Genomic DNA, 26,253 nt, shown 5'->3' on the forward strand with positions numbered 1-26,253 from the left:
GGCGCCGCGCGGGCGGGACGCCCCGCAGGCGCCTGCGCGCACCGTCCGGCGCATGCCGCTAGGCCACCCGCGCACCGGCCAGCCCCTCCCGCGCCGCGGCCAGCGCCGCCGCCGTCCGCGCGATCTCGTCTTCCGTGTGCTCGGCCGAGAGGAAGAAGCGCAGCCGCGCCGAGCGCTCCGGCACCACGGGGAAGAGGATCGGCTGCACGTTGATCCCCCCCTCGAACAGCGCCGCGGCCATCCGCGCCGCCGCGACCGAACTGCCGAGGATGACCGGCACGATGCCGAGGCCCGCCGAGGCGCCGGTGTCGAAGCCCGCCTCCCGCGCCAGCCGCAGGAACAGCGCTGCATTCGCCTGCAGCCGGGCGGTGCGCCAGGGCTCCGCCTGCATCACCCGCAGCGATTCCAGCGAGGCGGCGGCGAGCGGTGGCGCCATCCCGACCGAATAGACGAAGCCGGGTGCTGCGTGCCGCAGCAGGTCGATCAGCGGCCGCCGGCCGGCGATGTAGCCGCCGCAGCCCGACAGCGTCTTGGACAGCGTGCCCATCCAGATATCGACCGCGCCCGGTGCGACGCCGCAGTGCTCGAAGCTGCCGCGCCCGGTCGCGCCGAGCACGCCGAGCGCATGCGCCTCATCGACCATGAGCAGCGCGTCGTGCCGGCGCGCCATCTCGGCGAAGCGCGCGAGGTCGGGCACGTCGCCGTCCATGCTGTAATGGCCTTCGATGACGATCAGCGCGCGGCCGTGCCGGCGCCGCTGCGCCGCCAGTTCCCGCTCCGCCGCGCGCCAGTCGTTGTGCGGGAAGGCGATGCGCCGCGCGCCCGAGAGCCGCGCGCCCTCGGCGGCCGAGTTGTGGATGAGCTGGTCGTGCAGGACCAGGTCCCGCGCGCCCATGAGGTGCCCGATGACCGTGACATTGGTCGCATGGCCGCTGACCAGGCAGAGGCAGGCCTCGGTCCCGTACTGCTCGGCGAGCGCCGCCTCGAGCTCGCCATGCACCGGCCGCTCGCCGGAGGCGAGGCGGGAGGCGGAGGCGGAGACGCCGTGCCGGTCGATCGCCGCCTTGGCTGCCGCGGCGATGCGCGGATCGCCGTTCAGGCCGAGGTAGTTGTAGGAGGCGAAGTTCAGGAACTCCCGCCCGCCGATGACGGTGCGGGCGCCGGCCACGCCCTCATGCGGCCGGAAATAGGGGCTCTCGAGGCCGAGCGCCTCGCCCGCCTCCCGCACCATCTCGATGTCGCGGAGCCCAGGCAGGGTGGCGAGGTCGCGGCCCGGGCTCTCGGGCGGCGCCTCCGACGCCTCCTCGCCCCCCTTGCGGCGGGACAGGCGCTGCAGCAGCGCGGCGCGGGCGGTGGCGGAAAGGCCGAAGGATTGCGTCATGCCGCCCTCACCGCCGGCCCCGCCTCCGCTTCCGCCTCATGCGCCGCCACCAGCGCCGCGGCGGCCGCGGCCTCGGGGGCCGGGGCGCTGCGCAGCGCCTCCGCCATCCGGCGCGCCAGGGCCTCGACCGTCAGCGTCTCCGTCACGGCGGAGAGCGGGACCGGCATGCCGAGGCGCTGCTCCAGCGCCAGGCGCAGCTCCATCCCGCCCAGGCTGTCGAGCCCGAGGCCGCCGAGCGGCGCATCCGGAGCGACCGAGGCGGCCGGCAGCCGCAGGATGCGGGCAAGCTCGGCAGCCAGCGCCTCCCGCAGCAGGGCCAGCGCCTCGGCCTCGGGCGCGTCGCGCAGCCGCGCCCGCAGGTCGGCCGCATCGCCCGCCGGCGCCGCCGCGCTGCGCACCGCCTCGAAGCAGGGCTCCTCCAGGATGGCGAGCGCCGCCCGCGCCTCGCCCCAGGCGAGCCGGGCATGGCCGATCGCCGCGGGCCCGGCCTCCAGCAGCGCGGGCAGGGCGGCCAGCGCCTCCTCGGCGGGCAGGGGCGTGGCGCCGAGGCGGCGGCGGAGGATCCGCGCCGTCGCCTCGTCCGCCGCCAGCATGCCGGCATCGGCGATCGGACCCCAGGCCACGACCTGCGCCGGCCGGCCCGCCGCGCGGCGGCGCCGCGCGATCGCCTCCAGCCCCGCATTGGCGGCGACATAGGCGGCCTGGCCGGGATTGCCGACCGCGACCACGGCCGAGCCGAACATCAGGAAGAGCGCCAGCGGATCCTCCGCGGTCGCGGCGTCGAGGGCCTCGGCGACGCGCAGCTTCGCCTCCAGCACCCGCGCGACCCGCGCGGGTTCGAGCGCCGCGGCCGCGCCATCCGCCATGGCGGCGGCGGCATGCACCACGCCGCGGATCGGCGGCAGCCCGGGGCGGACCGCGCGCAGCGCCCGGTCGAGCGCCGCGGCATCGGCCGCGTCGCAGGCGATGACCGTCGCGGCGGCGCCGCGCGCGGCGAGGTCGCGGACCGCGGCCTCGATGCCCGGCGTCTCCGCCCCGCGGCGGGAGAGCAGCACAAGGTGCCGCACGCCCTGCGCCGCGAGGAAGCGCGCCGTGGCGAGGCCGAAGCCCTGCGTGCCGCCCACCACCAGCACCGTTCCGCGCGCCGCCTGCCGCAGCGCCGGCGCCTGGTGCGGCGCGGCGGCCGGCGCGGGCGGGCGCACCACCAGCTTGCCGATATGGCCGCTCGCCTGCAGCGTGCGGAAGGCCGCCTCGACCTCGGTCGCGGCGAAGTCGGTCGCGGGCAGCGGCCGGAAGCTGCCGTCGCGCAGCCGATCGGCGATGGAGCGCATCAGCCTCGCCGCGACCTGCGGCCGGGCGCGCGGCAACTCGTCCACATCGACCGCGAACCAGGTGATATTGCGCCGCATCGGCCGCAGCGGCACGCGGCGGTTCTCGGCGAAGTCGCGCTTGCCGAGTTCGAGGAAGCGGCCGAAGGGCCGCAGCAGCGCCATGGAGCGTTCCATCGCCTCGCCGGCCAGCGAGTTCAGCACGACGTCGACGCCGTCCGGCCATACGGCGCGCAGCGCATCGGCGAAGCCGGTATCGCGGCTGTCCAGCACCAGCTCGGCGCCGGCGGCGCGCAGGAAGGCGCGCTTGGCGGGCGTGCCGGCGGTCGCCGCGACGCGCGCCCCGGCGGCGAGTGCCACCTGCAGCGCGGCGAGGCCGACCGCGCCGGCGCCGCCATGCACCAGCACGCGCTCGCCCGGCTCGATCCGCGCCAGCTCCTCCAGCGCATGCACCGCCGTCAGGAAGGCGACCGGCACCGTCGCCGCCTCGGCGGGATCAAGGCCCTCCGGCAGCGCCGCCAGGGCCGCGGCCCGCGTGATCGCATGCGTCGCCAGCGCCCGCGGCGCCACGCCGAAGACGCGGTCGCCGGGCTGAAAGGGCGCGCCCTCGCCCGCCGCCTCCACCACGCCGGCGCATTCCATGCCGAGGCCGGGACCGGCGAAGCCGGGCAGCAGCGCCTCCTCCGGCAGCAGGCCCTGCGCCCACATCAGGTCGCGGAAATTGACCCCCGCCGCCTCGATCCGGATCGCCACCTCGCCGGGGCCGGGCGGCGGCAGGTCGAGTGGCGCCCAGCCCAGCGTCCCGATCTGGCCGGGCTGGCCGATCCGCAGGATGGCGGGGCCGGCGGGCGGCGGGGCGGGCGGCAGGCCGGGCTTCAGGCGCGGCACCAGTCGCGCCTCCCGCGTCAGGGTCACCTCGGCCTCGGCATCGCCCTCGGTCAGCAGTTCCGACGCGAGGCGGCGCGCCGCCTGCTCGGGCGGCAGGGCGGGGTCGAGGTCGATGCGCCGCGGCTTCAGCCCGGGATGCTCGTTCGCCAGCACGCGGCCGAGGGCGAAGCAGGCGGCGGCGGCCGGGTCGTGCCGCCCCTCCTCCGGCTGCTGCCCGCCCATCGTCACCAGGCGGAAGCCGGGCGCCGCGCCCTCCGCCGCCGCCGCGAGGCGGCCGAGGGCGGCCAGCGACTCGGCCAGCGCCTCGCCGCCGCCGGCGAGGGCGACGACCAGGCTGCCCTGCAGCGCGGCCGGCGGCATGCGCGCCGCCTCGGCCAGCGCATGCTGCGCGACCGCCGCGCCGCGCGACTGCAGCGCCGCGGCGAGCGGGCCGCGCAGCGCCGCCAAGGCGGCATCGGCGAAAAGGGCGATCCGCCGCAGCTTGGGCGCGGCCAGCAGCGCGGCGCCCGCCGGCGCGCGGGCCGCCAGCAGCGTGGCCGGCCAGGGCGCGGCCGAGAGCGGCAGGGCATGGGCCTCGAGCCAGCCGCCGGCCTCCAGTGCCGCCGCCCAGCCCTCCATGGCCGGCAGGGGCGAGGCGCCGCCCGGCGCCGCCCACCAGGACGGGTCCTGGCCACAGCCGAGGTCGAGCAGGGGTCCGGGCAGCGGCTCGGCCAGCAGCAGCGCGGCGCCGGGCGCGGCGGCCTGGCGCAGTGCCTCCGGCAGCAGGGTGCCGGCGCGCAGCCGGGCGGCTGCGCCGAGGCCGATGACGAGGTCGGCGGCGAAGGGCGGCGCCTCCGGCCCCAGCGGATCCCAGGCGGCGGCGAGGTAGTCGAGCCCTGGCAGATCCGGCGGCGTGGGCGGGGCCGGGCGGCCGGGCAGGGCTGCGGCGACGAAGCGGACATGCCGGCCGGAGCCAGCGAGCGCCGCGGCGAGCCGCCCGGTCAGCGGCCCCGGCCCGGCACCGAGTTCCAGCACCCGCAGCGGCAGGCCGCGCGGCCAAGCCTCGGCGAAGGCGGCCGCGGCCTCGACCAGCACGGCGGCGAGGCGGGCCTGCCCGGCGCCGGTCGCGGGTGGGCCGGCGGCCAGCGCGGGCTCGGGTGGGGCGCGCCAGTCGGCGAGCGATTGCGGCAGCCGCTCGGCCGCCAGCGCCGCCCAGGCGAGGTCGGCGGCCAGCGCGGGCTGCTCCAGCAGCACCTGCCGCCAGATCTCGACGGCCGGCGGCAGATCGGGGCTCGACACCGGGCGGAGGCCGCCCGCAGCGGGCGCCGCCAGGCCGCCCTTCGCCAGGTCTTCCAGCAGGGCCAGCGCCTGCGGGCCGCCGGCGGCGGGGCTGGCCGAGAGCGCGGCATGCGCCGCGGCGGCGCAGAAGCCCTCCAGCAGCACGCCGGTATCGCCGAGGTCGAGCGCCGCGTCCCGCTGCCGCGCGGCGGCGAGCACGGCGGCGAGGTCGGGGCGCGGCGCGGCCTCCTGCCCCGGCAGCGGCGCGGCGGGCTGCAGCGCGATGCGGAAGGCGCCCTCGGCCGGGTCGGCGCGGCCGGGCAGGCGGATGCGCTGCAGCGTGCAGCCCTCCAGCACCGCGACCGGCCGGCCGGCGCCGTCGCGCAGCACCAGGTCGGCGGCGGCGCTGCGCTCGCCGCGGCTGGTCAGCCGGATCCCGGCCTGCGCCGCCGGGGCGGCCTCCGTACGGACCACCAGCCGCGCGACGCGCACCGGCACGAGGCCCGTGCCGGGCTCGGCCGGCGGCCCGGCCAGCAGGCCGACCAGCCCCTGCAGCGCGCCGTCGAGCCGCGCGGGGTGCAGCAGGAAGCCGGCATCGGCCGGCGCCGCCTCGGGCCGGCGGAGGCGGACCGTGGCGCGGCCCGCGGCCTCCTCGATCACCGCCTCGTCGAGGGATTCGAAGGCCGAGCCGTAATGCAGCCCGACCGTGCTGGCCATGGCGCGGATCGCCTCGCCCGGCAGTGCGCTGCCCTGGAGGGGGGCGGGCGCCGCGGCCTCGGGCAGCGCCGGCAGGGCGGCGACCGTCGCCTCCAGGTGCAGGGTCCAGGGCTCGGCCGCCAGGCGGCGGCGGGATTCCAGCGCGAAGCGGCCGCTGCCGTCGAGGGTCGCGCGCAGCTCCCGGGCGGGCTCGGCATCCAGCGGCAGGACTTGCCGGATCGCCGCCTCGCGCAGTTCGATCGCCGCCGCTTCCGGGTGGCGGGCGCGGCCGGCGGCCAGCGCCATCTCCAGCATGCCGGCGGCGGGCAGCACCGGCTGGCCCGCGAGCGCATGATCCGCCAGCCAAGGGTCGAGCGCGGTGTCGAGGATCCGGCCCCAGAGCACCGGCTCCGGCCCGCGGCGGAAGCCGAGCAGCGGGTGCTCCTCCGGCAGGGCGACCTGGCCCGTGGCCTCGACCGTGCGGGCGTACCAGATCCGCGTGCGGTCGAAGGGCGTATGCGGCAGGCCGCGCCGGGCGGCGGGGCCGGCGAAGGCGGGGCCGGAGCGCGGATCGGCCCCGGCAGCCCAGGCGCGGTCGGCCAGGCCAGGGAAGGGGTCGGGCGTCGCGTCGCGCTTCGAGAGGCTCGGCAGGATCGCCGCCTCGGCCCCCGCGGCGCGCAGCGCGTCGCGCAGATAGCCCTGCAGCACCGGCGCCGGGCCGATCTCGAGGAAGAGGCAGGGGCCGAGCCCGGTCGCTTCCTGAATAGCGGGCAGGAATTGCACGGGGTCGCGCAGGTTGCGCCACCAGTGCTCCGGCCCGCAGGCCTCGGCCGGCAACGGCGCGCCGGTGACGGTGGAGATCAGCGGCACCTGCGGCACTTGGCCCTGCAGCCCCGCGAGGTCGGCGGCCAGCCCCGCCCGCAGCCCGTCCATGGCGGCGCTGTGGAAGGCGTAGTCGAGGTCGAGGCCGAGGAAGCTCCAGCGCCGCTCCGCCGCTTCCGCCTCCAGCCGCGCCAGCAGCGATTCGGGTCCGGCGACGGTCAGGCTCTCCGGCGCATTGACGGCGGCGATCTCGACCCCCCGCCCGTCGAGCGTGCCGAGCGCTTCCAGCACCGGCCGCGCGGCCTCGGCCGAGGCGCCGAGGGCGGCCATGCGGCCCTGCCCGCGCGTGCGCGCCTGGTGCCGGCTGCGGGCGACGACGAGCCGCGCGGCGGTGGGCAGGTCCAGCATCCCGGCGCAGGCGGCGGCGGCGACCTCGCCCACGGAATGGCCGAGGCAGAGGGCGGGCCGGATACCCTCCGCGGCGAGCGCCGCGACGATGCCGTGCTGCACGGCGAAGAGCAGGGGCTGGGCGATGTCGCTGGCGGCGAGGTCCTCGGCCCCGACGCCCGCGGCGAGGCGCTCCGTGACCGACCAGCCCAGCAGCGGGGCGAGGGCGGCATCGGCCGCCGCCACCCCGGCGGCGAAGCCGGCATTGGCGGCAAGCTGGGCCTGGGCCATGCCGGGGAAGGGCGCGCCATTGCCGCTGAAGACGAAGGCGACGCCCTGGCCGGGCGCGGCCTGCCCTTGCGCCGCGGGTGCGCCCTCCGACCAGGCGGCGAGACGGGCGGCGAGGGTGGCGGCATCGGCGCCGCGGACCGCGAGGCGGTGCGGGAAGGGGCCGCGGGTGCGGGCGGCGCCGCGCAGCAAGGCGGGCAGGGCCGGGGCGGGCGTCGTCGCCAGGCGGTCGCGCCAGCCCGCGGCGAGCGCGCGCAGCGACGCCGCGCTGCGGGCCGAGAGCAGCAGGGGCGGCAGCGCGGTGCCCGCAGGCTCCGCGGCCGGCTTCGTGGCCGGCGCGGCGCCGACCAGGACGCTGGCATTGGTGCCGCCGAAGCCGAAGCTGTTCACGCCGATCACCGCCCGGCGGCGGTCGGGCAGGCTCTCCAGCGCCGTCGGCACGCGCAGGCCAAGGCCCTGGAAGTCGATGGCCGGGTTCGGCGTCTCGTGGTGCAGGCTCGGGGGGATCTTCCCCTCCTGCAGCATCAGCACAGCCTTCAGCAGCCCGACCATGCCGGAAGCCGGCTCGGTATGGCCGATATTGGTCTTGGCCGAGCCGATGGGCAGCGGCGCGCCCTGCCGGCGGCGGCCGATCGCCTCGCCGATCGCCCCGGCCTCGAGCGGATCGCCGGCGGCGGTGCCGGTGCCATGCGCCTCGAAATAGGCGATGCGGCCGGGCGCCACGCCGGACTCGGCCAGCACCTGCTCGATCAGCGCGCGCTGGGCCGGCTGGCTGGGCAGCGAGAGGCCCATGGTGCGGCCGGCGGCATTCACGCCGGTCGCCAGGATCACGCCGCGGATCGCATCGCCGGCGGCCAGCGCGTCCTCGAGCGGCTTCAGCAGGACGGCGCCGGCGCCTTCCGCCCGGACATAGCCATCCGCCCGCGCGTCGAAGGCATGGCAGCGGCCGCTCGGCGAGAGCATCCCGGCCCGGGCGAAGCCGAGGAAGGGAAAGGGGGAGAGCAGCAGGTTCACCCCGCCCACCAGGGCGGCCGGGATGCGGCCGGCGCGGAGCGCCTCGCAGGCCCAGTGCAGCGCGACGAGGGAGGAGGAGCAGGCGGTGTCGATGGTCTGGGCCGGGCCGCGCAGGTCGAAGACGTTGCCGATCCGGTTGGCGAGGATCGACAGCGCGCTGCCGGTCATGAAGTAGCGGTCGCCCGAGGCGGCATCGGCCTGCCGCAGGTCGCCATAGTCGGTCAGCGACCCCCCGACGAAGACGCCCGTCTCCGTGCCCGCCAGGGCGCCCGGCGGCAGGCCGGCATCCTCCAGCGCCTCGGCCGCCACCTCGAGCAGCAGGCGCTGCTGCGGGTCCATCTCGGCGGCCTCGCGCGGCGAGATGCCGAAGGCGCCGGGATCGAAGCCGGCGACGTCGCCGAGCGTGCCGGCGGCGAAGGTATAGGATTTCCCCGGCTCGCCGCGGCGCGGATGCGCGAACCAGGCCTGGGTGAAGCGGTCGGGCGGGACGGTGGTGACGGCATCCCGCCCGGCCGCGAGCAGGTTCCACCAGGCCTCGAGGTCGGGCGCCCCCGGCAGGCGGCAGGCGGCCCCGATGATCGCGATCGCCCGGTCCGTCCGGCGCCCGGTGCGGCGCCCCGCGGCTGTCCTCATGCCGGGGTGGCGCCCAGCGGGGCCGAGGCGGCGAGTTGCGGCTCCCGCGCCGGGATCGGCCGGCGGCCGCGGACCGGCGCCCCCGTCACCCGGTCGAGCAGCGCATCCACGGCGGCGAAATGCGCGTCCCAGCCCGGGCGCTGCCATTGCCGCAGGCGGGCAAGCTGGGCGGCGCGGGCCGGGCTGTCCGGGCTGGCATAGTCGAGGATGGCGCGGCGCCAGCCGAGGCCGTCCAGCGGGGCGAGATAGTCGGGGACGTCCCCGCCCACCTCCCGCAGCGCCGGCAGGTCGCTGCAGATGGCGGGCACGCCGAGCGCGAGGGCCTCGGCCAGCGGCAGGCCATAGCCCTCGGCGAAGGTGGGGAAGAGCAGGGCGCGGGCGCCGGCGAGGAGCGCCGTCACCTCCCGGTCCGGCAGGGAGCCCATCTCGAAGACCAGGCCGCGCAGGGCGTCGCAGCGCTCGAGCAGGTCGAGGACGTTCTCGTTCTCCCAGCCGCGGCGGCCGCAGAGCAGCAGGCGGGGGCCGTCGCGGCTCTCCACCGCCAGCTCCCGCCAGAGATGCAGCAGGAGGTGGTGGTTCTTCCGCGGCTCCACGGTGCCGAGGCAGACGAAATAGGGCTCGGTCGGCAGGTCCGCCGCCGGCCGCGCCAGAGGGCGGATGCCGAGCGGCGCGACGGCGATGGGCGGCAGCGCCCGGCCATGCGGAAGCAGGTGGCGCACCAGCGTCGATTCGGTCGCCGTCGAGTTCACGATGATGCCGTCGGCCAGCTCCGCGACGGTGGCGATCCGGGCGGCGTGGCGGCCGATCTGCGGCGCGCGGGTGTATTCGGGGTGGGTCAGCGGGATCAGGTCGTGGATCAGCGGCACGAATCGGGCCCCGGCCCGGCGCAGGGCGGCGATCGGCGCGTGCCGGTCGAGCGCGCGGTGCGAGACCAGCAGGAAGACCGGGTTGCGGGTGCCGCGGATGCGGCGGAGCAGCGCGGCGCGGCCCCGGCCATGCGCCAGTCCGACCTGCAGCGCGATGGCGATTCGCTGGGCGCGGCGCAGGCCGCCGCCGGTCGGGGCGCCGTGCTCCCACACCTCCTCGAGCGCGTCGAGCAGGGCGGCCACCCGGTCGCGCGGCAGGGCCGCGAACCAGCCCCAGAGGCTCTGCGCGGCGAAGGTCGCCTCGTGCTCCGGCCGGTCGAGCCAGCGGCGGGCATAGGCCATCTCGACCCGGTCGATGCCTGAAGGGGAGATCCGATGCACGCAGGCCAGCAGACGCGAAACGTCCAGGATGACGTGCACAGTGCCCCCGCAAGCTACGCCGTCCGGCGTCATGGTATTGCTACGCCTCACGGGCAGGCGGCCGGCGCGACGCGCTCCCGCTCCACCGAATGCTGCACCGCAACTCACGGAGAAGAGAGCGCGACGGTTAGGTTGATGTCAACCATTAGGTGATAGGCGGCCGTGCCAAATTGTGCGAGAACGCACAGATCGCCGGCCCGCCACCCTGGCCCAAGGCGAGGGGAAAGGAGATGGGCGGCATGGGGCTGTGGAAGCGGGCGCTGACGCCGGAGGCCTTCGCCGGGACGCATGCGGCGACGCTGCCCGGCCTGCTCGGCATTCGGCTGGAGGAGGTCGGCGAGGATTTCGCCCGTGCGAGCATGCCGGTCGACGAGCGGCATATCCAGCCGGCCGGCATCCTGCACGGTGGTTGCAGCGTGGTGCTGGCCGAGACGCTGGGATCCACCTGCGGCGTCATGGCGCTGGAGGATGGCTGGACCGTGGTGGGGCTGGAGGTGAACGCCAACCACCTCGCCCCGGTATTCAAGGGCGACCGGGCGGAGGCGATCTGCCGGCCGCTGCAACTCGGCCGCACCGTGCAGGTCTGGCAGATCGAAATCCGCCGCGGCGACGGGACGCTGACCTGCGTGTCCCGCCTGACCACCGTGGTGCGGCAGGGTCGTGGCCGCTGAGGCCCGGCGAGGGCGGGGCGGGTGTCGCGACGGGACGTGATGCGGCAGCATCGGCCGTTCTGGCTCCTCATCCAGGACGGCCTGTTGCCGCCCGCGAAGCGAGGATGGCCGGGGAATGCTTACCGCGCGGTTGCATGGCGGCCAGATGGCGGAGATCGGCAGCCGATCGCGCAAAAGGGTTGCGCCGGCAGGGGCGAGCCGTTAGAGAGCGCGGACTTCCGGGCCGGTCCGCTGCCGTAGCTCAGTGGTAGAGCACTCCCTTGGTAAGGGAGAGGTCGAGAGTTCAATCCTCTCTGGCAGCACCATCTCCGCGCCGTCGCGCGTCCGGATAGACACCTCGCAGCCACGACCGCACGCGCCTGCCCGCATTGTCCGGCTCCGGACCATGACGCGCTCGCTGCATGCCTGCTCAGCGCCCGGGCGGCACGGCGTCGTCCACCATCCGGTACAACGTCCAGCCCGGCCAGTTGACCGGCACCGTCCGCAGGAGGGGCGAGGCATCGAGCGCCCGCCGGAAGGCGGCGTCCCGCACCAGCAGCAGGCGGATCCTGGCCGCGCGCAGCGCGGCCGCGTCGCCGCCCCGCGCCAGGCCGAAATGGTCCTCCAGGAACTGCTCGCGCAGTGAGGCATCCTCGCGCCGCGGCGGCACCCGGCGCAGATACAGCGCATTGGCCAGCAGCGCCGGATCTGCGCCGGCGGAGGTGACGAAGCGCCCGGGCACTCCCGAGCCGGCGATGACGTCGAGGTAGTCGAGGTTGTCCCAGGAATCGACCAGCGCCCGCTCCTCCCCGCGGTCCAGCATCTGCCGCAAGGCGAGTCCCACCTGGCGATCCTGCCGCAACCCGCCCTGGGCATCGTTCCGGATGCCGTCGCGCCAGGCGAGCCAGGCTGCCCTGCCCGCGGGCGGCAGGATCGCCAGGCCGAACAGCACCGGCACGAGCCAGGCAAGCCGGGCGCGGCCGCGCAGCCGCCCTGCCAGCGCGACGAGGCCGGCGGCCGTCCAGGGCACCAGCAGCAGCGCCCAGATGCCGAAACTCCGCCAAGTCACGGCGAGGGGCAGGCTGAGGGTCGCCAGCATCATGCCGCTGACGAGCGGCAGCGGCAGGCCGAAGGCCAACGCGAACTCGGCGACCGCCGCATCGGCCAGCAGCGCCGGCACCAGCACCGCGAGGCCGAGCAGCACCACGGGATTCCAGACGATCTCCAGCAGCAGCGGCCGCGAGATCGGGATCCATTCCAGCGCGTGGCGGTAGTTCGCGCCCAGCGCGGCGCGGTACTGCGCGCTCGCATTGCCGAGGTTCTCGAGCGAGCCGTGCCAAGCCAGCGACTCCGCCACCCAGAAGACGGGGAAGCCGCCGAGCAGCATCCCCGCGCCGAGCAGCACGGGCGTGCTCACCCCCATGCCGCGCCACCAGCGCCACAGCAGCAGCAGGCCGAGGCAGAAGGCGAAGATCACCGACTCGTAGCGCACGGTCTCGGCGAGCATCAGCGCGCCGCAGGCCGCCAGCAGGCTGGCCGTGCCGCCGAGGCCCCGCAGCCAGCGCAGGAAGCAGGCGGCGGCCAGCAGCAGGAACAGCATGGCATAGATGTCGGAGAGGGGCACGGCGGCGAAGAGCAGGCGGCTCGGGTGCAAGGCGGCAAGCGCCGCGGTGGCGAGGGCGATCCGCCGGTCGCCGAACAGCGCCTCCGCCAGCAGGACGAGGGCGCCGAGCGTGGCCAGCCCGGCGAGGTTGGACAGCAGCCGCGGCACCAGGAAGAGGTCGTCGTAGAGGTGCAGCGCGATGCCGACGGCGATCTTGGTGAAGGGCGGCCAGATCTGCGGCTCCAGCGCATTGGCCCAGGTGAGGTTGTGGGCCAGCAGGATCCGCGCGCTCTCGTCGGCGGAGAGCCGTTCGAGGCCGGCCTGCACCAGCCCGACCTGGGCGAGCAAGGCGGCGAGCGCGATGGCGACGAGGGCAAGGCGGTAGGTCGTGGTGCCGACCGCCTCCAGGCGTGGCGGCGGGACGGCACGGGCCGAGGGCAGGGGGGCGACGTGAAGGGACATTGCGGTCGTTCCGGGTGCCGGAATTGAGCGATGTCGCAATGGCACCACATCAATAACGGATCGGGCGCTCACAAGCCTCCGTCGCCCCAACACATCGCCGAGACTTGCCGCATCATGATTCGGCGGGGCCGATGCGGGTCCCGCCGGTCACTATGCTTGGGATGACGGATTCCGTTCTTGCGGATTGCCGTCCCGTCATCCCGCATCGGGGAGGCGCTGCGGCGACCCGGTCCTCGCCTCAGCGCCAGGCCGGCCGGCCGAGATTGACGTCCCGCCCGCTGGTGAGCGCGCCGCCGGCCGCACCCGCCGCGCCGCCGATCAACGCGCCGGTGCCGGCGCTGCCGCCGGTCAGCGCGCCGATGCCCGCACCCGCGCCCGCGCCGAGCAGGCCGCCCGAAACCGCGCGGTCCCCCGTCGAGTAGCCGCAGGCGCCAAGGCCGAGGGCGGCGAGGGTGAGCAGGGCGAGTCCGGTCTTCGTCATCTGGTGTCTCCTCGTAATTGCAAGGGACCCTGGAAACGCGGCTCGGTTCGGTCCGGTTGCGCATTCGACGCCGCCGGCTCCCACGAAGGCGGAATTGATTGGAAGGCGGACAGGAGACTTGAGCCCGGAACGGCCGCCGGGTAAGCCACGGCGGCCGTCCGAACCCCCGCAAACGTGATTCCCGGGCGCTGGCCCGGCCGGGCGCCGCGGCGCGTCACGCCATCCGAGTGGAAGGTTTCCTTCGCATGTTCTCTCGCCTGTTCGGCTTCCTCTCGGCCGACATGGCCATCGACCTCGGGACCGCGAACACGCTGGTCTATGTGAAGGGTCGGGGCATCGTGCTGAACGAGCCGAGCGTCGTCGCCATCGCCGACCACCGCGGCCGCAAGCAGGTGCTCGCGGTGGGGGAGGAGGCGAAGATGATGCTCGGCCGCACCCCCGGCAACATCGCCGCCATCCGCCCGCTGCGTGACGGCGTCATCGCCGATTTCGAGGTGGCGGAGGAGATGATCAAGCACTTCATCCGGAAGGTGCACAACCGGCGCAGCTTCGCCTCGCCGATGATCATCGTCTGCGTCCCCTCCGGCAGCACGGCGGTCGAGCGCCGCGCCATCCAGGAGAGCGCCGAGAGCGCCGGCGCCCGCAAGGTCCTGCTGATCGAGGAGCCGATGGCCGCCGCGATCGGCGCCGGCCTGCCGGTGACCGAGCCCTCGGGCTCGATGGTCGTCGATATCGGCGGCGGCACGACGGAGGTCGCGGTCATCTCGCTCGGCGGCATCGTCTATGCCCGCAGCGTGCGCGTCGGCGGCGACAAGATGGACGAGGCGATCATCAGTTACATCCGCCGGCACTTCAACCTGCTGATCGGCGAGAGCAGCGCCGAGCGGATCAAGATGGAGATCGGCGCCGCCGCGGTCCCGGACGATGGCGACGAGGGCCCGCTGACCGAGGTGAAGGGCCGCGACCTGATGAACGGCGTCCCGCGCGAGGTGGTGGTCAGCCAGCGGCAGATTTCCGAGAGCCTGGCCGAGCCGGTCGGGCAGATCGTGGAAGCGGTCAAGGTGGCCCTCGAGAACACCCCGCCCGAGCTTGCCGCCGACATCGTGGACAAGGGCATCGTGCTGACCGGCGGCGGCGCCCTGCTGCACCGGCTGGATGAGGTTCTACGCGCCGCGACCGGCCTGCCGGTGGTGGTGGCGGAGGAGCCGCTCTCCTGCGTGGCGCTCGGCACGGGCCGCGCGCTCGAGGAGATGAAGCGGCTTCGCCAGGTGCTGAGTTCGATGTATTGATGGCACCTTGAGGTGAGGCCCGCGGAAAACCCGTGATCCGTCTCAGCGTCCCCCTGCGGCTGGCGCTCGCGCGCCTGACCCTGCCCGTGCTGATCGCCGCGGCCTTCGGCACCATGCTGCTCGGCAAGGCGGATGCCGTGCTGGCGGAACGGGCGCGCATGGCGCTGGCCGATGCCCTGACGCCGATCTGGGGGGTGCTGCAGCAGCCGGTCTCGGCGGCGCGCGACGCGGTCCGGGAGGCCGGGCTGCTGCTCGCGCTGCGCAGCGAGAATGCCCGGCTGCGGGAGGAGAACGAGCGGCTGCACCGCTGGCAGGCCGCGGCGCTGGCGCTGGAGGCCGAGAATGCCATGCTGCGCCGCCAGCTCGCCTTCGTGCCGGAGGCGGCGCCGGCCTATACCACCGCCCGCGTCGTCGCCGATGGCGGCGGGACCTATGCCCGCGCCGTGCTGCTGGCGGCCGGGCCGAACCATCCCGTGCGCAAGGGCCAGGTGGCGCTCGACGACCGCGGCCTTGCCGGCCGGGTGACGGAGGTGGGCAACCGCTCCGCCCGCGTGCTGCTGGCGACCGACATGAACAGCCGCATCCCGGTGGTGCTGGAGGGCAGCCGTGCCAGGGCCATGATGGTCGGCACCAACGGCGCCCGGCCGCGCCTGCAATACTGGCCGGCCGGCACCCAGCCGCAGGAGGGCGACCGCGTGGTGACCAGCGCCGAGGCGAATGCCTTCCCCGCCGGCCTGCCCGTCGGCGTGGTGCGGGAGAGCCCCTCCGGCGGCTTCGAGGTCGAGCTCTTCGCCCGGCTGGACCGGCTGGATGTGCTGCGGCTCTTCGACTACGGCCTCTCCGGCATCCTGCCACCGGAGGCGGTGGCGCGGCCCGAGCCGAGGCCGAGGCGCTAGGGCATGTGCGCAGATGGTCTCCGGCCGGGCCTGTCCGCGCCGCCGTCCCGCCAGCCTGCCGCGGACGGGCCCTAGGCGCGCATGAAGGGACGGCCGGCGCCCGCTTCCGGCCTGCTGCGGCAGATCGACGCGCTGGCCCGCGCCGTCCTGCCGGGCGGGAGCACCGCGCTGCTGATGCTGCTGGCGGCCGTGCCGGTCGGCGCCTTCGGCCTGGTCGCGGCGGCGGCGCTGCCCTGCGTCTTCTTCTGGTCGGTCTTCCGCCCCGCGGCGCTGCCGCCGCCGGCGGTCTTCGGGCTCGGCCTGCTGCAGGACCTGCTGACCGCGGCGCCGCCCGGCACCGGCGTGCTGGTGCTGCTGGTGGTGCACGGCCTCGCCGCGCGCTGGCGGCGCGTCCTGGTGCGGCAGTCCTTCCTGCTGGTCTGGCTGGCCTTCTGCGGCTTCACCGCCGGCGCCGCGGCGCTGGGCGGGGCGCTGCAGGCCCTGCTGACCTGGCGGATGCTGCCCTTGCCGCCGGGCTTCTGGCAGGCCGTGCTGACCGCCGGGCTCTACCCGCTGCTGGCCTGGCCCCTGACGCGGGCGCATGAGGCGATGATCCGGGCGGAGAGCGCGCCATGAGCCGTCGCGCGGGGAGCGCGCCATGAGCCTGGGCAAGGGCGTCCGGCGGGAGGAGGAGAAGCGCCGCGGCGTCTTCACGCGGCGCGCGCTGGCGCTCGGCCTCGGCCAGGTCGCGCTGTTCGGCGTCCTCGGCACCCGGCTCTACCGGCTGCAATCGGAGGAAGGCGAGCGCTACCGGACCATGGCGGAGGAGAACCGGGTCTCCGCCCGCCTGCTCCCGCCGCCGCGCGGCCAGGTGCTGGACCGCAACGGCCAGGTCGTCGCCGGCAACCGGCTGAACTGGCGCGCCCTGCTGGTCGCGGAGCAGACCCAGGATGTCGGGGCGACGCTCGAGACCCTCTCCCGCATCCTGCCGCTGCAGGACCACGAGCGGGCGCGGATCGAGCGTGAGCTGCGCCGCCGCCGCCGCTTCGTGCCGGTCGCCGTGCGCGATTTCCTGAGCTGGGAGGAGATGGCGCGGATCGAGGTCAATGCGCCCGACCTGCCCGGCATCGTCATCGATGTCGGCACCACGCGCCTCTATCCCGAGACCGAGCACCTCTCCCATATCGTCGGCTATGTCGCCCCGCCGGCCGAGCGCGACATGGACGGCGACCCGCTGCTGGAGCTGCCCGGCATCCGCGTCGGCCGCGCCGGGATCGAGAAGTTCCACGACCTGGCGCTGCGCGGCCGCGCCGGCGCCGTGCAGCTCGAGGTCAATGCCGTCGGCCGGGTGATCCGCGAGCTCGACCGGCGGGAGGGCGTGCCGGGCCAGGACGTGCAGATCTCGGTCGATGCCGGGCTGCAGCGGGCGCTGCGCGAGAGGATCGAGGAGGGCACCAGCATCGTCGTGCTGGATGCGCGGAACGGGGAGGTGCTGGCCATGGCCTCGCAGCCCTCCTTCGACCCGAACGTCTTCAATGCCGGCGTCTCCGCGGCGCAGTGGCGGGACTGGACCCGCAACCGCGCGACCCCGCTGATCAACAAGGCGACCAACGGCCTCTACGCCCCGGGCTCCACCTTCAAGATGATGGTGGCGCTGGCCGGGCTGGAGGCGAAGGCGGTGACGCCCGCCGACCGGGTCTTCTGCCCCGGCCATTTCGACCTCGGCGATACGCGCTTCCATTGCTGGCAGAAGCACGGCCATGGCAGCCTGGACATGCGCAATGCACTCAAGCTCTCCTGCGACGTCTATTTCTACGAGGTCGCCAAGCGCACCGGCATCGACCGCATCGCCGCCATGGCGAACCGCTTCGGCCTGGGCGTCGACCTCGAGATCGAGCTGCCGGGGACGAAGAAGGGCCTGGTGCCGACGCGCGCCTGGCGGCAGGCGCAGGGCAAGCCCTGGAACCTCGGCGACACCGTGGTGCACGGCATCGGCCAGGGCTTCTACCAGATCACCCCGCTCGCCCTCGCCACCATGGCCGCGCGCCTCGCGACCGGCCGGGCGGTGCAGCCGCACCTGACGCGCAGCCTCGGCGGCCGGCCGGTGCGCGGCGGCCGGGCGGAGGACTGGCCGAGCCTCGGCATCCCCGAGCGCGACCTGAAGCTGATGCGGGAGGGGATGTGGGCGGTGGTGAACGAGCCCGGCGGCACCGCGCTCGGCGCCCGCCTGCCCGGCCAGTTCGGCGTCATGGCGGGCAAGACCGGCTCGGTGCAGGTCCGGCGCGTCTCGCGCGAGCAGCGCGAGCACGGCTTCAAGGCGGAGAGCCAGCCGCGGGAGTGGCGGCCGCATGCGCTCTTCGTCGCCTTCGCCCCCTATGACAACCCGGTCTATGCCGTGAGCGTGGTGGTGGAGCATGGCATGAGCGGCGCGGGCGCCGCGGCGCCGCTGGCGCGGGAGGCGCTGGTGGAGGTGTTCAACCGCTTCAGATCGCCGCCCGCCCCGCCGCCGGCGCCCGGCCAGCGAGTGGCGGAGGGACCGCGGACATGAGCAGCACGGTCTTCGAGCGGCGGCTGCTGACGCGCGACCGCGGCAACGGGCTGCTGCAGAAATTCTGGCAGATCCCCTGGCCCTTCGTGCTGCTGCTGAGCGCGCTGGCCGCGGTCGGCTATGTCGCACTCTACAGCGCCGGCAACGGGCCGGAGGCCTATGCGGCCAAGCATGCGCTGCGCTTCGGCTTCGGCCTGGTGCTCATGCTCTCGGTCGCCGTCCTCGACATCCGGCTGATCGCGCGCTTCGCCTGGCTCGGCTATGCGCTCGGCCTCGGGCTGCTGGTGCTGGTGCTGCTGCACGGCAATGTCGGCAAGGGCGCGCAGCGCTGGATCGATATCGGCCCGCTGCAGTTGCAGCCCTCGGAGCTCATGAAGATCCTGCTCTCGATCGCGCTGGCCGCCTGGTTCCAGCGGGCGAGCTGGGAGCGCGTCGGCAACCCGCTCTTCCTCGTCCCGCCCGCCATCATGGTGCTGGTGCCGGTCGGGCTGATCCTGAAGCAGCCCAATCTCGGCACCGGGCTGATCACCGCCATGATCGGCGGCGCCATCTTCTTCGCCGCCGGCGTGCGGTTGTGGAAATTCGCGCTCATCCTGGGCGGCGTCGGCATCGCCGCGCCGATCGCCTACGACCACCTGCGGGACTACCAGAAGGCGCGGATCACCACCTTCCTCGACCCGGAGAGCGATCCGCTCGGCGCGGGCTACAACATCATCCAGTCGAAGATCGCGCTCGGCTCCGGCGGCTGGTGGGGCAAGGGCTTCATGCAGGGAACGCAGGGCCACCTGAACTTTCTGCCGGAGAAGCAGACCGACTTCATCTTCACCATGATCGCGGAGGAGTTCGGGCTGGTCGGGGCGCTGACCGTCCTCGGCATGCTCACCCTGGTGGTGCTGTTCTGCTACTTCGTCGCCTTCCGCTGCCGGCACCAGTTCGGCCGGCTGCTGGCGATCGGGCTCGGGACCAACATCTTCCTCTACGTCTTCGTCAACATCGCCATGGTGACGGGCAGCATCCCGGTGGGCGGGGTGCCGCTGCCGCTGATCTCGCATGGCGGCTCGGCGATGCTGACGACCATGCTGGGCTTCGGCGTGCTGATGTCGGTGCATGTCCACCGCGACGCCGAGTTCGGGCCGGCCAGGGAGTAGCCGCAGCGGGCGCCTCCGGTCACGGCAGCCGCAGCCATTCCCCGTTGCCGGCATCGCGGCCGGTCAGCGCCCGGATGACGCCCCAGTGGCAGACCACCAGCGTATGCGCACGGTCCGGTAGCGCCGCCATCTCTGCCCGGAACAGGGCGCAGCGCGCCTCGAACTGCGCGTGCGGCTCCTCGACCGGCGGCCACCACACCTCCTCGATCCCCGAGAGGTCGAGCGCTGGCCAGGCCAGGGCCAGTGCCGCCCGGCCAGAGCCGATGTCGCAGCTCGCGGAGTAGCGCTCCCGCACCGCGGGCGTCACGGTGACCGGCAGGCCCAGCCGCCGCGCGACCGGCGCCGCCGTCTGCAGCGCGCGGGTATAGGGGGAGCAGAGGATGCGGCGGATGTCCTCGCCGGCCAGCGCCTCGGCCGCCGCCGCCGCCTGCGCCTCGCCGAGCGGCGTCAGCGGCGCATCCGGAATGCCGGGATCGCGGCCGGTCGCGTGGAACAGCCGGTTGAACTCGCTCTGGCCGTGGCGCAGCAGGATCATCGGCCCAGCGCCTCCCGCAGCCGCGCGGCGTAGCGGTCCACCGTCCCGCGCAGCCGCGCCGCCTCCGCCGCATCGGGCGCGGCGTCCAGCGCCATGCTCCAGGCGCCGAGCTGGAAGGCGCAGTAGCAGGGCAGCAGGAACTCCAGCAGCGCCGGGTCGGCCTCCACCTCCGGCCGGATGCCGAGCTCGACCATCGCCCCCGCGACGTCCCAGGCGATGTCCTGGCAGCCGATGAGGTCGTGCGCGGCATGGTGGTCCACCGCATCGGCCTTCAGCAGCCGACCATCCGGCAGCAGCAGCCATTCCCAGGCCTGCAGCCGGTTGTCGGTCTCGACCGGGCGGGCGCGGCGGGCGAGCGTGGCGAGCTCGCCGGGCGTCCAGCGGTCGAGGCCGCGCGCGGCATCCTCGCCGAGCGCCGCCGCCGTGTTGTGCCGCGCCATGGCGTGCAGCTCGGCGGGGCCGGCGCCGCGGTCCGGCGCGGCGGGGAAGGCGTGGGCACGGAATTCCAGATACGCGCCGACCCGCGCCGCCAGCCGGTCGCGGTCGGTCTGTGCGGGATCGAGCGGCCGCGCCTCCACCAGCCAGCGCTGCACCAGGAAGCCGTGCCGCCAGCCCGCGACCGGCGGTGCGAAGCCCGCCTCGGCCAGGCGGCGCGCGCGTTCCGCCTTGCGCTCGCCCTCGGCGCCGAGGCCGGCGAATTTCAGCAGCCAGGTCCTGCCCCCGGCGGGCAGCAGGTATTTCCGCCGCTCCTGCGCCGGATGCGCCGGCGGCCAATCCGCCCCGACTGCCTGGCGCCTGCCGCGCCAGGCGCCGCCGGAGACGTCCTGCAGCGGCCCCTCCGCCGGCCCGACCAGGTCGGCCGCCCAGTCCGCAAGGCGCGGCTGCACGGCCGCCTCGAAGGCATAGCAGTGGCGCGCCGCGCCCTCCCAGCGGGCGCGGTGGCGCGGATCGGCCATGGCGCCCGGCGGGTTGCCGTGGCTCGGGAAGAAGGCGATGCGGCCGGGCGGCACGCCGCGCGCCTCCAGCCAGTCCGCGGTCGCGCCGAAGGAACTGCCCGACAGCCCCGGCCCCTCGTCCACCACCGCGACCGGCGCATCGCCGGCCAGCCTGGCCGCGAGGTCCGGCGCCACGGCCAACTCCCGCCGGAAGGGGTGCCCGACGGGGCGCAGCGTCACCGGCGCCGCGGCACCGAGCCCGGCCGCGACCATGGCCCCGAGCGGCGCGCCGATGCTGCGCAGGCCGAGGACCCGCGTCGCGGGCGGCAGGCCGGAGGCGGCGGCGGCGAGGGCATAGGTCTCGGGATAGAGGGCGTAGAAGGCGAAGCCCTCCGCGAGGCGCGTCTCGACCCGCTCCGGCAGGTCCGGCAGGCGCGGGATCTCCGGCAGCGGCGCCGCCGCGCCGTGCCAGGCGGCGTGCAGGGCGCGGGCGAGGCCGAGCAGCAGCGCGGCGACCGCCTCCTGCGCCGGCGAGGCATCGTCCACGCCGCGCCCGGCGCGCTCCGCATCCGCGATGCCCTGCAGCAGGGCGCCGGCCTCGATCAGCAGGCCGGCGAGGGCGGCCTGGCGCGCGAGGCCGGCCGGCGCGCCGGCGAGGCGGGACCGCATGGCGGAGAGGCGGGCGAGCATGTCACGCGGGTCCTCGCACCGCCCCCGGTCGCCATAGACCAGCATGCCCCGCTGCCCTCCGCCCCTGCCGCTGCGGCAACGCGGCGGCGACGGCGGGGATGCGCCGGCCCGCCCGCACAGGCCGGCCGCGCCGGCGCGCGTCGCCGGCCTACTGCCCGTCGAAGTAGCGCAGCCCGGCGCGCAGCGTCAGTTGGATGCCGGCATTGTCGAGGTCGTCGCCCGGGCCGTCGATGCGGTACTGCCCGCGCTCGACGATCGTGCCCTCGACATTGTCGAGCGGCATCCAGTCATGGTGCTCGCCCAGCACGATCCAGGACTGCGTGTAGTTGCGGGTGTCCTGGATGACGGCGGCGTGCTTGCGCGCATCCGCCGGAATGGGGAGCTGCGCCGTGCCGCTCCAGGTGAGGAAGGTGTTGTTCGTCCGCATCTCGCGGACCGAGTAGAAGACGTCCACCAGGATGTTGCCGCCGGCATCGTCCACCCGCAGGTTGCTGGTGTTGAGCTCGACGCGGGTCTGGCGGCCCGGCTTGCTGAAGATGTCGGCGTCGCCGCCGCCGGCCAGGCGCAGGTGGCCGGAGGCATAGTCCTGCTTCGTCGTGGTGTTGACCCAAGGCATCACGGGCAATCCTTCGCTGAAATATCCCGGCGAAGGCAGGCTGGGCCGCGGCACAGCGGCCGGCTGTGGCGCGCGCCACTCGTTCCGACCGCTGCGGCGCAGTGCGGCCCGGAGCGCATGCACGCCACAGGGAGGGCGGAGTCTTCCGGCGTGTCCGCCCCGTGGCGATTGGCGCTACAGGTAGCGCTGGATGTCCAGCGTGCTCTCCCGCCCCAGGGTCTCGAAATGCTCGGCGAGGAAGCGGTCCGCCGCCTCCCAGCCATAGCGGCGCAGGGTCTGCAGGAATTCCCAGTCGCCGTTCAGCTTGGTCGAGAGCTTGAACTGCCGCATGCGCGCCTCGTCCTCCACGCAATGGAGGAAGATGCGGCGGTAGCGTGGCTGCTCCAGCCGTCCGGAATCGAGCAGCCGCTGCACGAAGTCGATCGCCCGCATCTCCGCCATGAGCGAGGCGTTGAAGCTGATCTCGTTCAGCCGGTTCATGATGTCCGATGGCGTGGTGGGCAGTTCGTCGCGCATGATGGCGTTGATCTGCACCAGCAGGATGTCGGGCGCGCCGCGCTCGTAGTAGAGCGGCCAGATCGCGGGATTGCCGAGATAGCCGCCGTCCCAATAGGCCTCGCCCTCGATCTCCACCGCCCGGAAGATGTTCGGCAGGCAGGCGGAGGCGAGGATGACGTCGGTGTTCACCTCGGTCCGGGTGAAGATCCGCGGCTTGCCCGTCCGGACATTGGTCGCGCTGATGAAGAGCCGGATCGCCTTCGGGTCGCGCTTCAGCCGCGCCTCGTCGAGGTTCTCCACCAGCACCTGCCGCAGCGGGTTGAACTCCAGCAGGAAGGGGCTGAGCTGGTAGGGGGAGAAGACGCGGCTCAGCGTGTCGAAGGTCTGGTAGGCGACCGAATAGGTCAGGTCGTAGCCCCAGAGCGCCTTCTCGATCGGCGTGTTGCGCAGCGGGCTGATGGCGAGCTTGGAGGCGACCGCGCGCCAGACCTTGTCGAGGGCGCGGCGCGCCCCCTCCCGCCCGCCCTCGGCCAGGCCCTGGACGAAGATCGCGGCATTGATGGCGCCGGCCGAGGTGCCGGAGACGGCGTCGAAGACCAGCCGCTCGTCCTCCAGCAGCCGCTCCAGCACGCCCCAGGTGAAGGCGCCATGCGTGCCGCCGCCCTGCAGCGCGAGGTTCAGCCGCTTGGTCGCGACCGGCTTCGCCACGGCGGGCGCGGGCGGCGCCTGGGGCTCCGGCACCAGCGCCTCGGGCAGCGGCCCTTCGCCCCGCAGGTCGCCGTCCGGGCGCCCCTCTCTCGCGGTGCCGGGCTTGCGCCCGGCGCCGTCGTCGTCCTTCGGCATCAGTTCGCCAGCCAGCCCCCGTCGATGGAGATCGCCGCGCCGTTGAAGCCGTCGCTGCCCGGGCCGCAGAGATGCAGCGCCATGCGGGCGATGTCCTCCACCTCCACCCAGCGCTTGGAGGGCTGGTGCACCAGCAGGAAATCGGTCAGCGCGGCCTCCTCCGAGACGCCATGCGCCTTGGCGAGCGGCGGAAGCTGCGCCTCGGCCAGCGGCGTGCGGACGAAGCCGGGGCAGATGGCGTTGCAGGTGATGTGGCTGCGGGCGATCTCGAGGGCGACGGTCTTGGTCAGGCCGACCACCGCGTGCTTGGCCGAGACATAGGCCGACTTCTCCGCCGAGGCGATGAGGCCATGCGCCGAGGCGATGTTGATGATGCGGCCCCAGCCGCGCTGCTTCATGCCCGGCAGCGCCGCCTTGATGGCATACCAGTTCGAGGAGAAGTTGATGGCCATGATGGCCTCGAACTTGTCGTCGGGGAATTCGTCGATCGGCGCGACGAACTGGATGCCGGCATTGTTCACGAGGATGTCGAGGGTGCCGAGCGTCTCCTGCGCCTCCTGCACCATCTGCCGGACGGCGGCGGGCTTGGAGAGGTCAGCGGCGGAATAGGGTGCCTCGGCGACGCCCATGGCGGCGCCCACCTCGGCCCGGGCCCGGGCGATCTCCTCCGGCTTGCCGAAGCCGTTCAGCATCACCTTGGCGCCTGCCTCGGCATAGAGCTGGGCGATGCCGAGGCCGATGCCGCTGGTGCTGCCGGTCACCAGGGCGGTGCGGCCGGTCAGGATCTTTTCCATCGGGGTGGGCTCCTTCGCAGGTGCGGCATGAACGCTCAAGGCAGGCGCTTGAGCAAGCCGATAAGGCGCTTCGTGAAGGGGGACAACAGCCGGGGGGCATAGAAATCGCCTGCCGCGCGCTTGCCCCCCTCGGAGAGCGTGGGATAGGGGAGGACCATGGAGGCCAGGGCCGAGAGCGGCAGCCTGCGGCCGATCATCAGCCCGTAGAGCCCGGCCATGTCGCCCGCCCGCGGCGCCAGGATGCCGGCGCCGAGCAGGCGGCCCCCCGGCGTGGCGACCAGCTTGACCAGCCCCTCCGCCCGGCCCTCGGCGATGGCGCGGTCATTCTCCGAGAGCGGCCAGCGCTGGATGCGGAGGTCCGTGTGGCCGGCGGCGCGCGCCTCCTCCTCGGTCAGGCCGACCTGGGCGAGTTCCGGGTCGGTATAGGTCACCCGCGGCAGGGCGGCGTAGTCCACCCTCGTGCCGGGCAGCCGGAACAGCATGGCGCGGACCAGCACCCCGGCATGCTGGCCGGCGACATGGGTGAAGGCGCGGGGCCCGATGCCCTCCGGATCGGCGATGTCGCCCACCGCCCAGACCCGGCGGTTGGAGACGGAGCGGAGGTCCGGCCGGGTGCGGATGCCGCGCGGCCCGGCCTCGATGCCGGCCGCCTCCAGCCCGAGGCCCTCCAGCCGCGGCGCCCGGCCCACCGCCAGCAGCAGGTGGCTGCCGGCGATCCGCTCTCCCCCGTCCAGCACCGCGACGACGCGGTCGGCGCCGGTCCCGGGCTCGAGGCGCAGCAGCTTCGCCCCCTCGCGGAAGGCGACCCCGTCGGCCGCGAGGGCGGCGCGCACCCCGTCCGCCAGCTCCTCGTCCTCCCGCACCGCGACGCGCGGCGCTGCCTCGATCACCGTCACCCGGCAGCCGAGCCAGGCATGCGCCTGCGCCATCTCGAGGCCGATCGGCCCGCCGCCCAGAATCAGCAGGTGGGCCGGACGTTCCTCGAGGTCGAAGAGCGTCTCGTTGGTCAGGAAGGGCACCGCGCCGAGGCCCGGGATCTCCGGCACGACGGCGGCGCTGCCGGCGGCGATGACGGCGCGACGGAAGGTCAGGCGTCGCCCGCCGGCCTCGATCTCGTCCGGCGCGGTGAAGCGGGCCGTGGCCTCGACCACCTCCACGCCCATGCCGCGGTAGCGCGCCGCGCTGTCGTTCGGCGCGATGCGGTCGATGGCGCCCCGGACATGCGCCCGCACGGCGGCCCAGTCCACCTCCGGCTCCGGCAGGCGAATGCCGAGGCGACCGGCCCGCCGCGCCTCGGCCGCGGCATGCGCGGCGGCGAGCAGTGCCTTGGAGGGGACGCAGCCATAGTTCAGGCAGTCGCCGCCCATCCGGCCGCGCTCGATCAGCGCGACCCTGAGGCCGAGGCCGCTGCCGATGGCGGCGACGGACAGGCCCGCCGCCCCGGCGCCGATCACCGCCACGTCGAAATCCGGCATGTCGTGCTCTTTCCTCGGTCGTTGCGGATCAGATGGGGCAGGCGCGACGCCGCGCCCCTGCGTCATCGGCCCCCGCGCCGGCGCCGCCACCAGGCGCCGAGCAGCGAGAGCGCCGCGAGGCCGACCAGCGGCAGCAGGATGCCGGGCGAGAGGATCACCGAGAGGTCCGGCCGCCCGCCGGCCTCGATCACCTGGCCGAGCCCGGCGCCGATGCCGGCGAAGACCACCGTTGCCGGGATGATCCCGAGGAAGGTCGCGCCGGCATAGGGCGCGAGCGGCATGCCGGCCAGCGCCGGGGCGAGGTTGGCCAGCCAGAAGGGCACCACCGGCAGCAGCCGCAGCGAGAGCAGGTACCAGAAGCCGTCGCGCGCCAGCCCCTCCCGCAGCTTCGCCATCAACGGGCCGGCGCGGTGCGCCAGCGTCTCGGCCAGCGCATGGCGGGCGGCGAGGAAGAGGGCGCAGGCGCCGAGCGTCGCGCCCAGCACCGCGGCCGCGGCGCCGAGCCAGGGGCCGAAGAGGAAGCCGCCGGCCAGCGTCATCACCGCCCCGCCGGGGAGGGAGAAGGCGACCACCGCGACATAGAGAAGGACATAGAGCAGCGGCGCCGCGACCGGCCGCGCCGCGACGAAGGCGGCGAGCGCGGCACGGTGCTCGGCCAGCGCCTCGAAGGACAGGTACCGCTGCAGGCCGAGCGCATAGGCGAGGCCGAGCGCCGCCAGGATCAGGCCGAGCGGCCAGAGCCGGGTCCAGCCCGGGCGGGGGGAGGGGGTGTCGGGGGGCATGGGCCGGGATTCGTCTCCGCGCGGCATCGCGTTACCCGAGCCAGGAGTT

General features: G+C 74.9%; 18 protein-coding genes and 1 tRNA gene. 7 read left to right on the forward strand and 12 right to left on the reverse strand.

Annotated features, from left to right (window positions below; genetic code table 11):
* Positions 1 to 58: 58 nt before the first annotated feature.
* Genes Q7A36_RS26880 through Q7A36_RS26890 form a run of 3 tightly spaced genes read right to left on the reverse strand, consistent with a single transcriptional unit; the run spans position 59 to position 9,941 of the window.
* Positions 59 to 1,381: an aminotransferase class I/II-fold pyridoxal phosphate-dependent enzyme gene (locus tag Q7A36_RS26880; protein WP_305106853.1), complete on the reverse strand. Its 1,323-nt coding sequence runs from the start codon at positions 1,379 to 1,381 to the stop codon at positions 59 to 61.
* Positions 1,378 to 8,694, reverse strand: a complete 7,317-nt coding sequence (locus tag Q7A36_RS26885) for a type I polyketide synthase (RefSeq protein ID WP_305106854.1) — start codon at positions 8,692 to 8,694, stop codon at positions 1,378 to 1,380. Before Q7A36_RS26885 ends, Q7A36_RS26880 begins: the two co-directional genes overlap by 4 nt.
* Positions 8,691 to 9,941: a glycosyltransferase family 4 protein gene (locus Q7A36_RS26890; protein ID WP_305106855.1), complete on the reverse strand. Its 1,251-nt coding sequence runs from the start codon at positions 9,939 to 9,941 to the stop codon at positions 8,691 to 8,693. Before Q7A36_RS26890 ends, Q7A36_RS26885 begins: the two co-directional genes overlap by 4 nt.
* A gap of 278 nt (positions 9,942 to 10,219) precedes the next feature.
* On the opposite strand from Q7A36_RS26890, the gene Q7A36_RS26895 reads away from it, so the two are divergent.
* Both Q7A36_RS26895 and Q7A36_RS26900 read left to right on the forward strand, forming a co-directional pair.
* Positions 10,220 to 10,651: a hotdog fold thioesterase gene (locus Q7A36_RS26895; protein ID WP_305106856.1), complete on the forward strand. Its 432-nt coding sequence runs from the start codon at positions 10,220 to 10,222 to the stop codon at positions 10,649 to 10,651.
* Between the two features lie 230 nt (positions 10,652 to 10,881).
* A tRNA-Thr gene (locus Q7A36_RS26900) sits at positions 10,882 to 10,956 on the forward strand.
* A 104-nt stretch (positions 10,957 to 11,060) separates the two neighbouring features.
* Here Q7A36_RS26900 and Q7A36_RS26905 read toward each other — a convergent pair.
* The gene (locus Q7A36_RS26905) at positions 11,061 to 12,695 is read right to left on the reverse strand and encodes a hypothetical protein (protein ID WP_305106857.1); all 1,635 of its coding nucleotides are present in this window, start codon (positions 12,693 to 12,695) and stop codon (positions 11,061 to 11,063) included.
* 238 nt (positions 12,696 to 12,933) lie between these two features.
* Positions 12,934 to 13,176, reverse strand: a complete 243-nt coding sequence (locus Q7A36_RS26910; protein ID WP_305106858.1) for a YMGG-like glycine zipper-containing protein — start codon at positions 13,174 to 13,176, stop codon at positions 12,934 to 12,936.
* Positions 13,177 to 13,421: 245 nt separating this feature from the next.
* Here Q7A36_RS26910 and Q7A36_RS26915 point away from each other — a divergent pair, with 245 nt between their 5' ends.
* The 5 genes from Q7A36_RS26915 (at position 13,422) to rodA (ending at position 19,036) form a co-directional block, all read left to right on the forward strand.
* A complete protein-coding gene (locus Q7A36_RS26915) occupies positions 13,422 to 14,465 on the forward strand; it encodes a rod shape-determining protein (protein WP_305106859.1) in 1,044 nt (347 codons plus the stop codon).
* 32 nt (positions 14,466 to 14,497) lie between these two features.
* Positions 14,498 to 15,361, forward strand: a complete 864-nt coding sequence (gene mreC / locus Q7A36_RS26920) for a rod shape-determining protein MreC (RefSeq protein WP_305106860.1) — start codon at positions 14,498 to 14,500, stop codon at positions 15,359 to 15,361.
* A gap of 81 nt (positions 15,362 to 15,442) precedes the next feature.
* The gene (locus tag Q7A36_RS26925) at positions 15,443 to 15,976 is read left to right on the forward strand and encodes a rod shape-determining protein MreD (protein ID WP_305106861.1); all 534 of its coding nucleotides are present in this window, start codon (positions 15,443 to 15,445) and stop codon (positions 15,974 to 15,976) included.
* 22 nt (positions 15,977 to 15,998) lie between these two features.
* Positions 15,999 to 17,888: a penicillin-binding protein 2 gene (mrdA, locus tag Q7A36_RS26930; protein WP_305106862.1), complete on the forward strand. Its 1,890-nt coding sequence runs from the start codon at positions 15,999 to 16,001 to the stop codon at positions 17,886 to 17,888.
* Positions 17,885 to 19,036 (forward strand): rod shape-determining protein RodA, encoded by a 1,152-nt coding sequence (rodA, locus tag Q7A36_RS26935; protein WP_305106863.1) that lies wholly within the window; start codon positions 17,885 to 17,887, stop codon positions 19,034 to 19,036. The genes mrdA and rodA overlap by 4 nt, the downstream gene beginning before the upstream one ends.
* A 19-nt stretch (positions 19,037 to 19,055) precedes the next feature.
* Here the strand turns inward: rodA and Q7A36_RS26940 are convergent, their stop codons facing one another.
* The 7 genes from Q7A36_RS26940 to Q7A36_RS26970 all read right to left on the reverse strand — a co-directional run bounded on the left by Q7A36_RS26940 (position 19,056) and on the right by Q7A36_RS26970 (position 26,204).
* Complete coding sequence (locus Q7A36_RS26940; protein WP_305106864.1) at positions 19,056 to 19,571, reverse strand: histidine phosphatase family protein; 516 nt, start codon at positions 19,569 to 19,571, stop codon at positions 19,056 to 19,058.
* A complete protein-coding gene (locus tag Q7A36_RS26945; RefSeq protein ID WP_305106865.1) occupies positions 19,568 to 21,241 on the reverse strand; it encodes a hypothetical protein in 1,674 nt (557 codons plus the stop codon). Before Q7A36_RS26945 ends, Q7A36_RS26940 begins: the two co-directional genes overlap by 4 nt.
* A 103-nt stretch (positions 21,242 to 21,344) precedes the next feature.
* Entirely contained in the window at positions 21,345 to 21,812 is a 468-nt protein-coding gene (locus Q7A36_RS26950) for a hypothetical protein (protein ID WP_305106866.1), read from the reverse strand.
* A 174-nt stretch (positions 21,813 to 21,986) separates the two neighbouring features.
* Positions 21,987 to 23,153 carry a patatin-like phospholipase family protein gene (locus Q7A36_RS26955; protein WP_305106867.1) on the reverse strand — a complete coding sequence of 389 codons (1,167 nt, stop codon included), beginning with the start codon at positions 23,151 to 23,153 and terminating at the stop codon, positions 21,987 to 21,989.
* The gene (locus tag Q7A36_RS26960; RefSeq protein WP_305106868.1) at positions 23,153 to 23,947 is read right to left on the reverse strand and encodes a 3-hydroxybutyrate dehydrogenase; all 795 of its coding nucleotides are present in this window, start codon (positions 23,945 to 23,947) and stop codon (positions 23,153 to 23,155) included. Before Q7A36_RS26960 ends, Q7A36_RS26955 begins: the two co-directional genes overlap by 1 nt.
* Positions 23,948 to 23,982: 35 nt before the next feature.
* Positions 23,983 to 25,422 carry a dihydrolipoyl dehydrogenase family protein gene (locus tag Q7A36_RS26965; RefSeq protein WP_305106869.1) on the reverse strand — a complete coding sequence of 480 codons (1,440 nt, stop codon included), beginning with the start codon at positions 25,420 to 25,422 and terminating at the stop codon, positions 23,983 to 23,985.
* 62 nt (positions 25,423 to 25,484) lie between these two features.
* Complete coding sequence (locus Q7A36_RS26970; RefSeq protein WP_305106870.1) at positions 25,485 to 26,204, reverse strand: TVP38/TMEM64 family protein; 720 nt, start codon at positions 26,202 to 26,204, stop codon at positions 25,485 to 25,487.
* Positions 26,205 to 26,253: the final 49 nt, after the last annotated feature.

The sequence above is a fragment of the Paracraurococcus lichenis genome (genome assembly GCF_030657435.1).
GTDB lineage: Bacteria > Pseudomonadota > Alphaproteobacteria > Acetobacterales > Acetobacteraceae > Paracraurococcus > Paracraurococcus lichenis.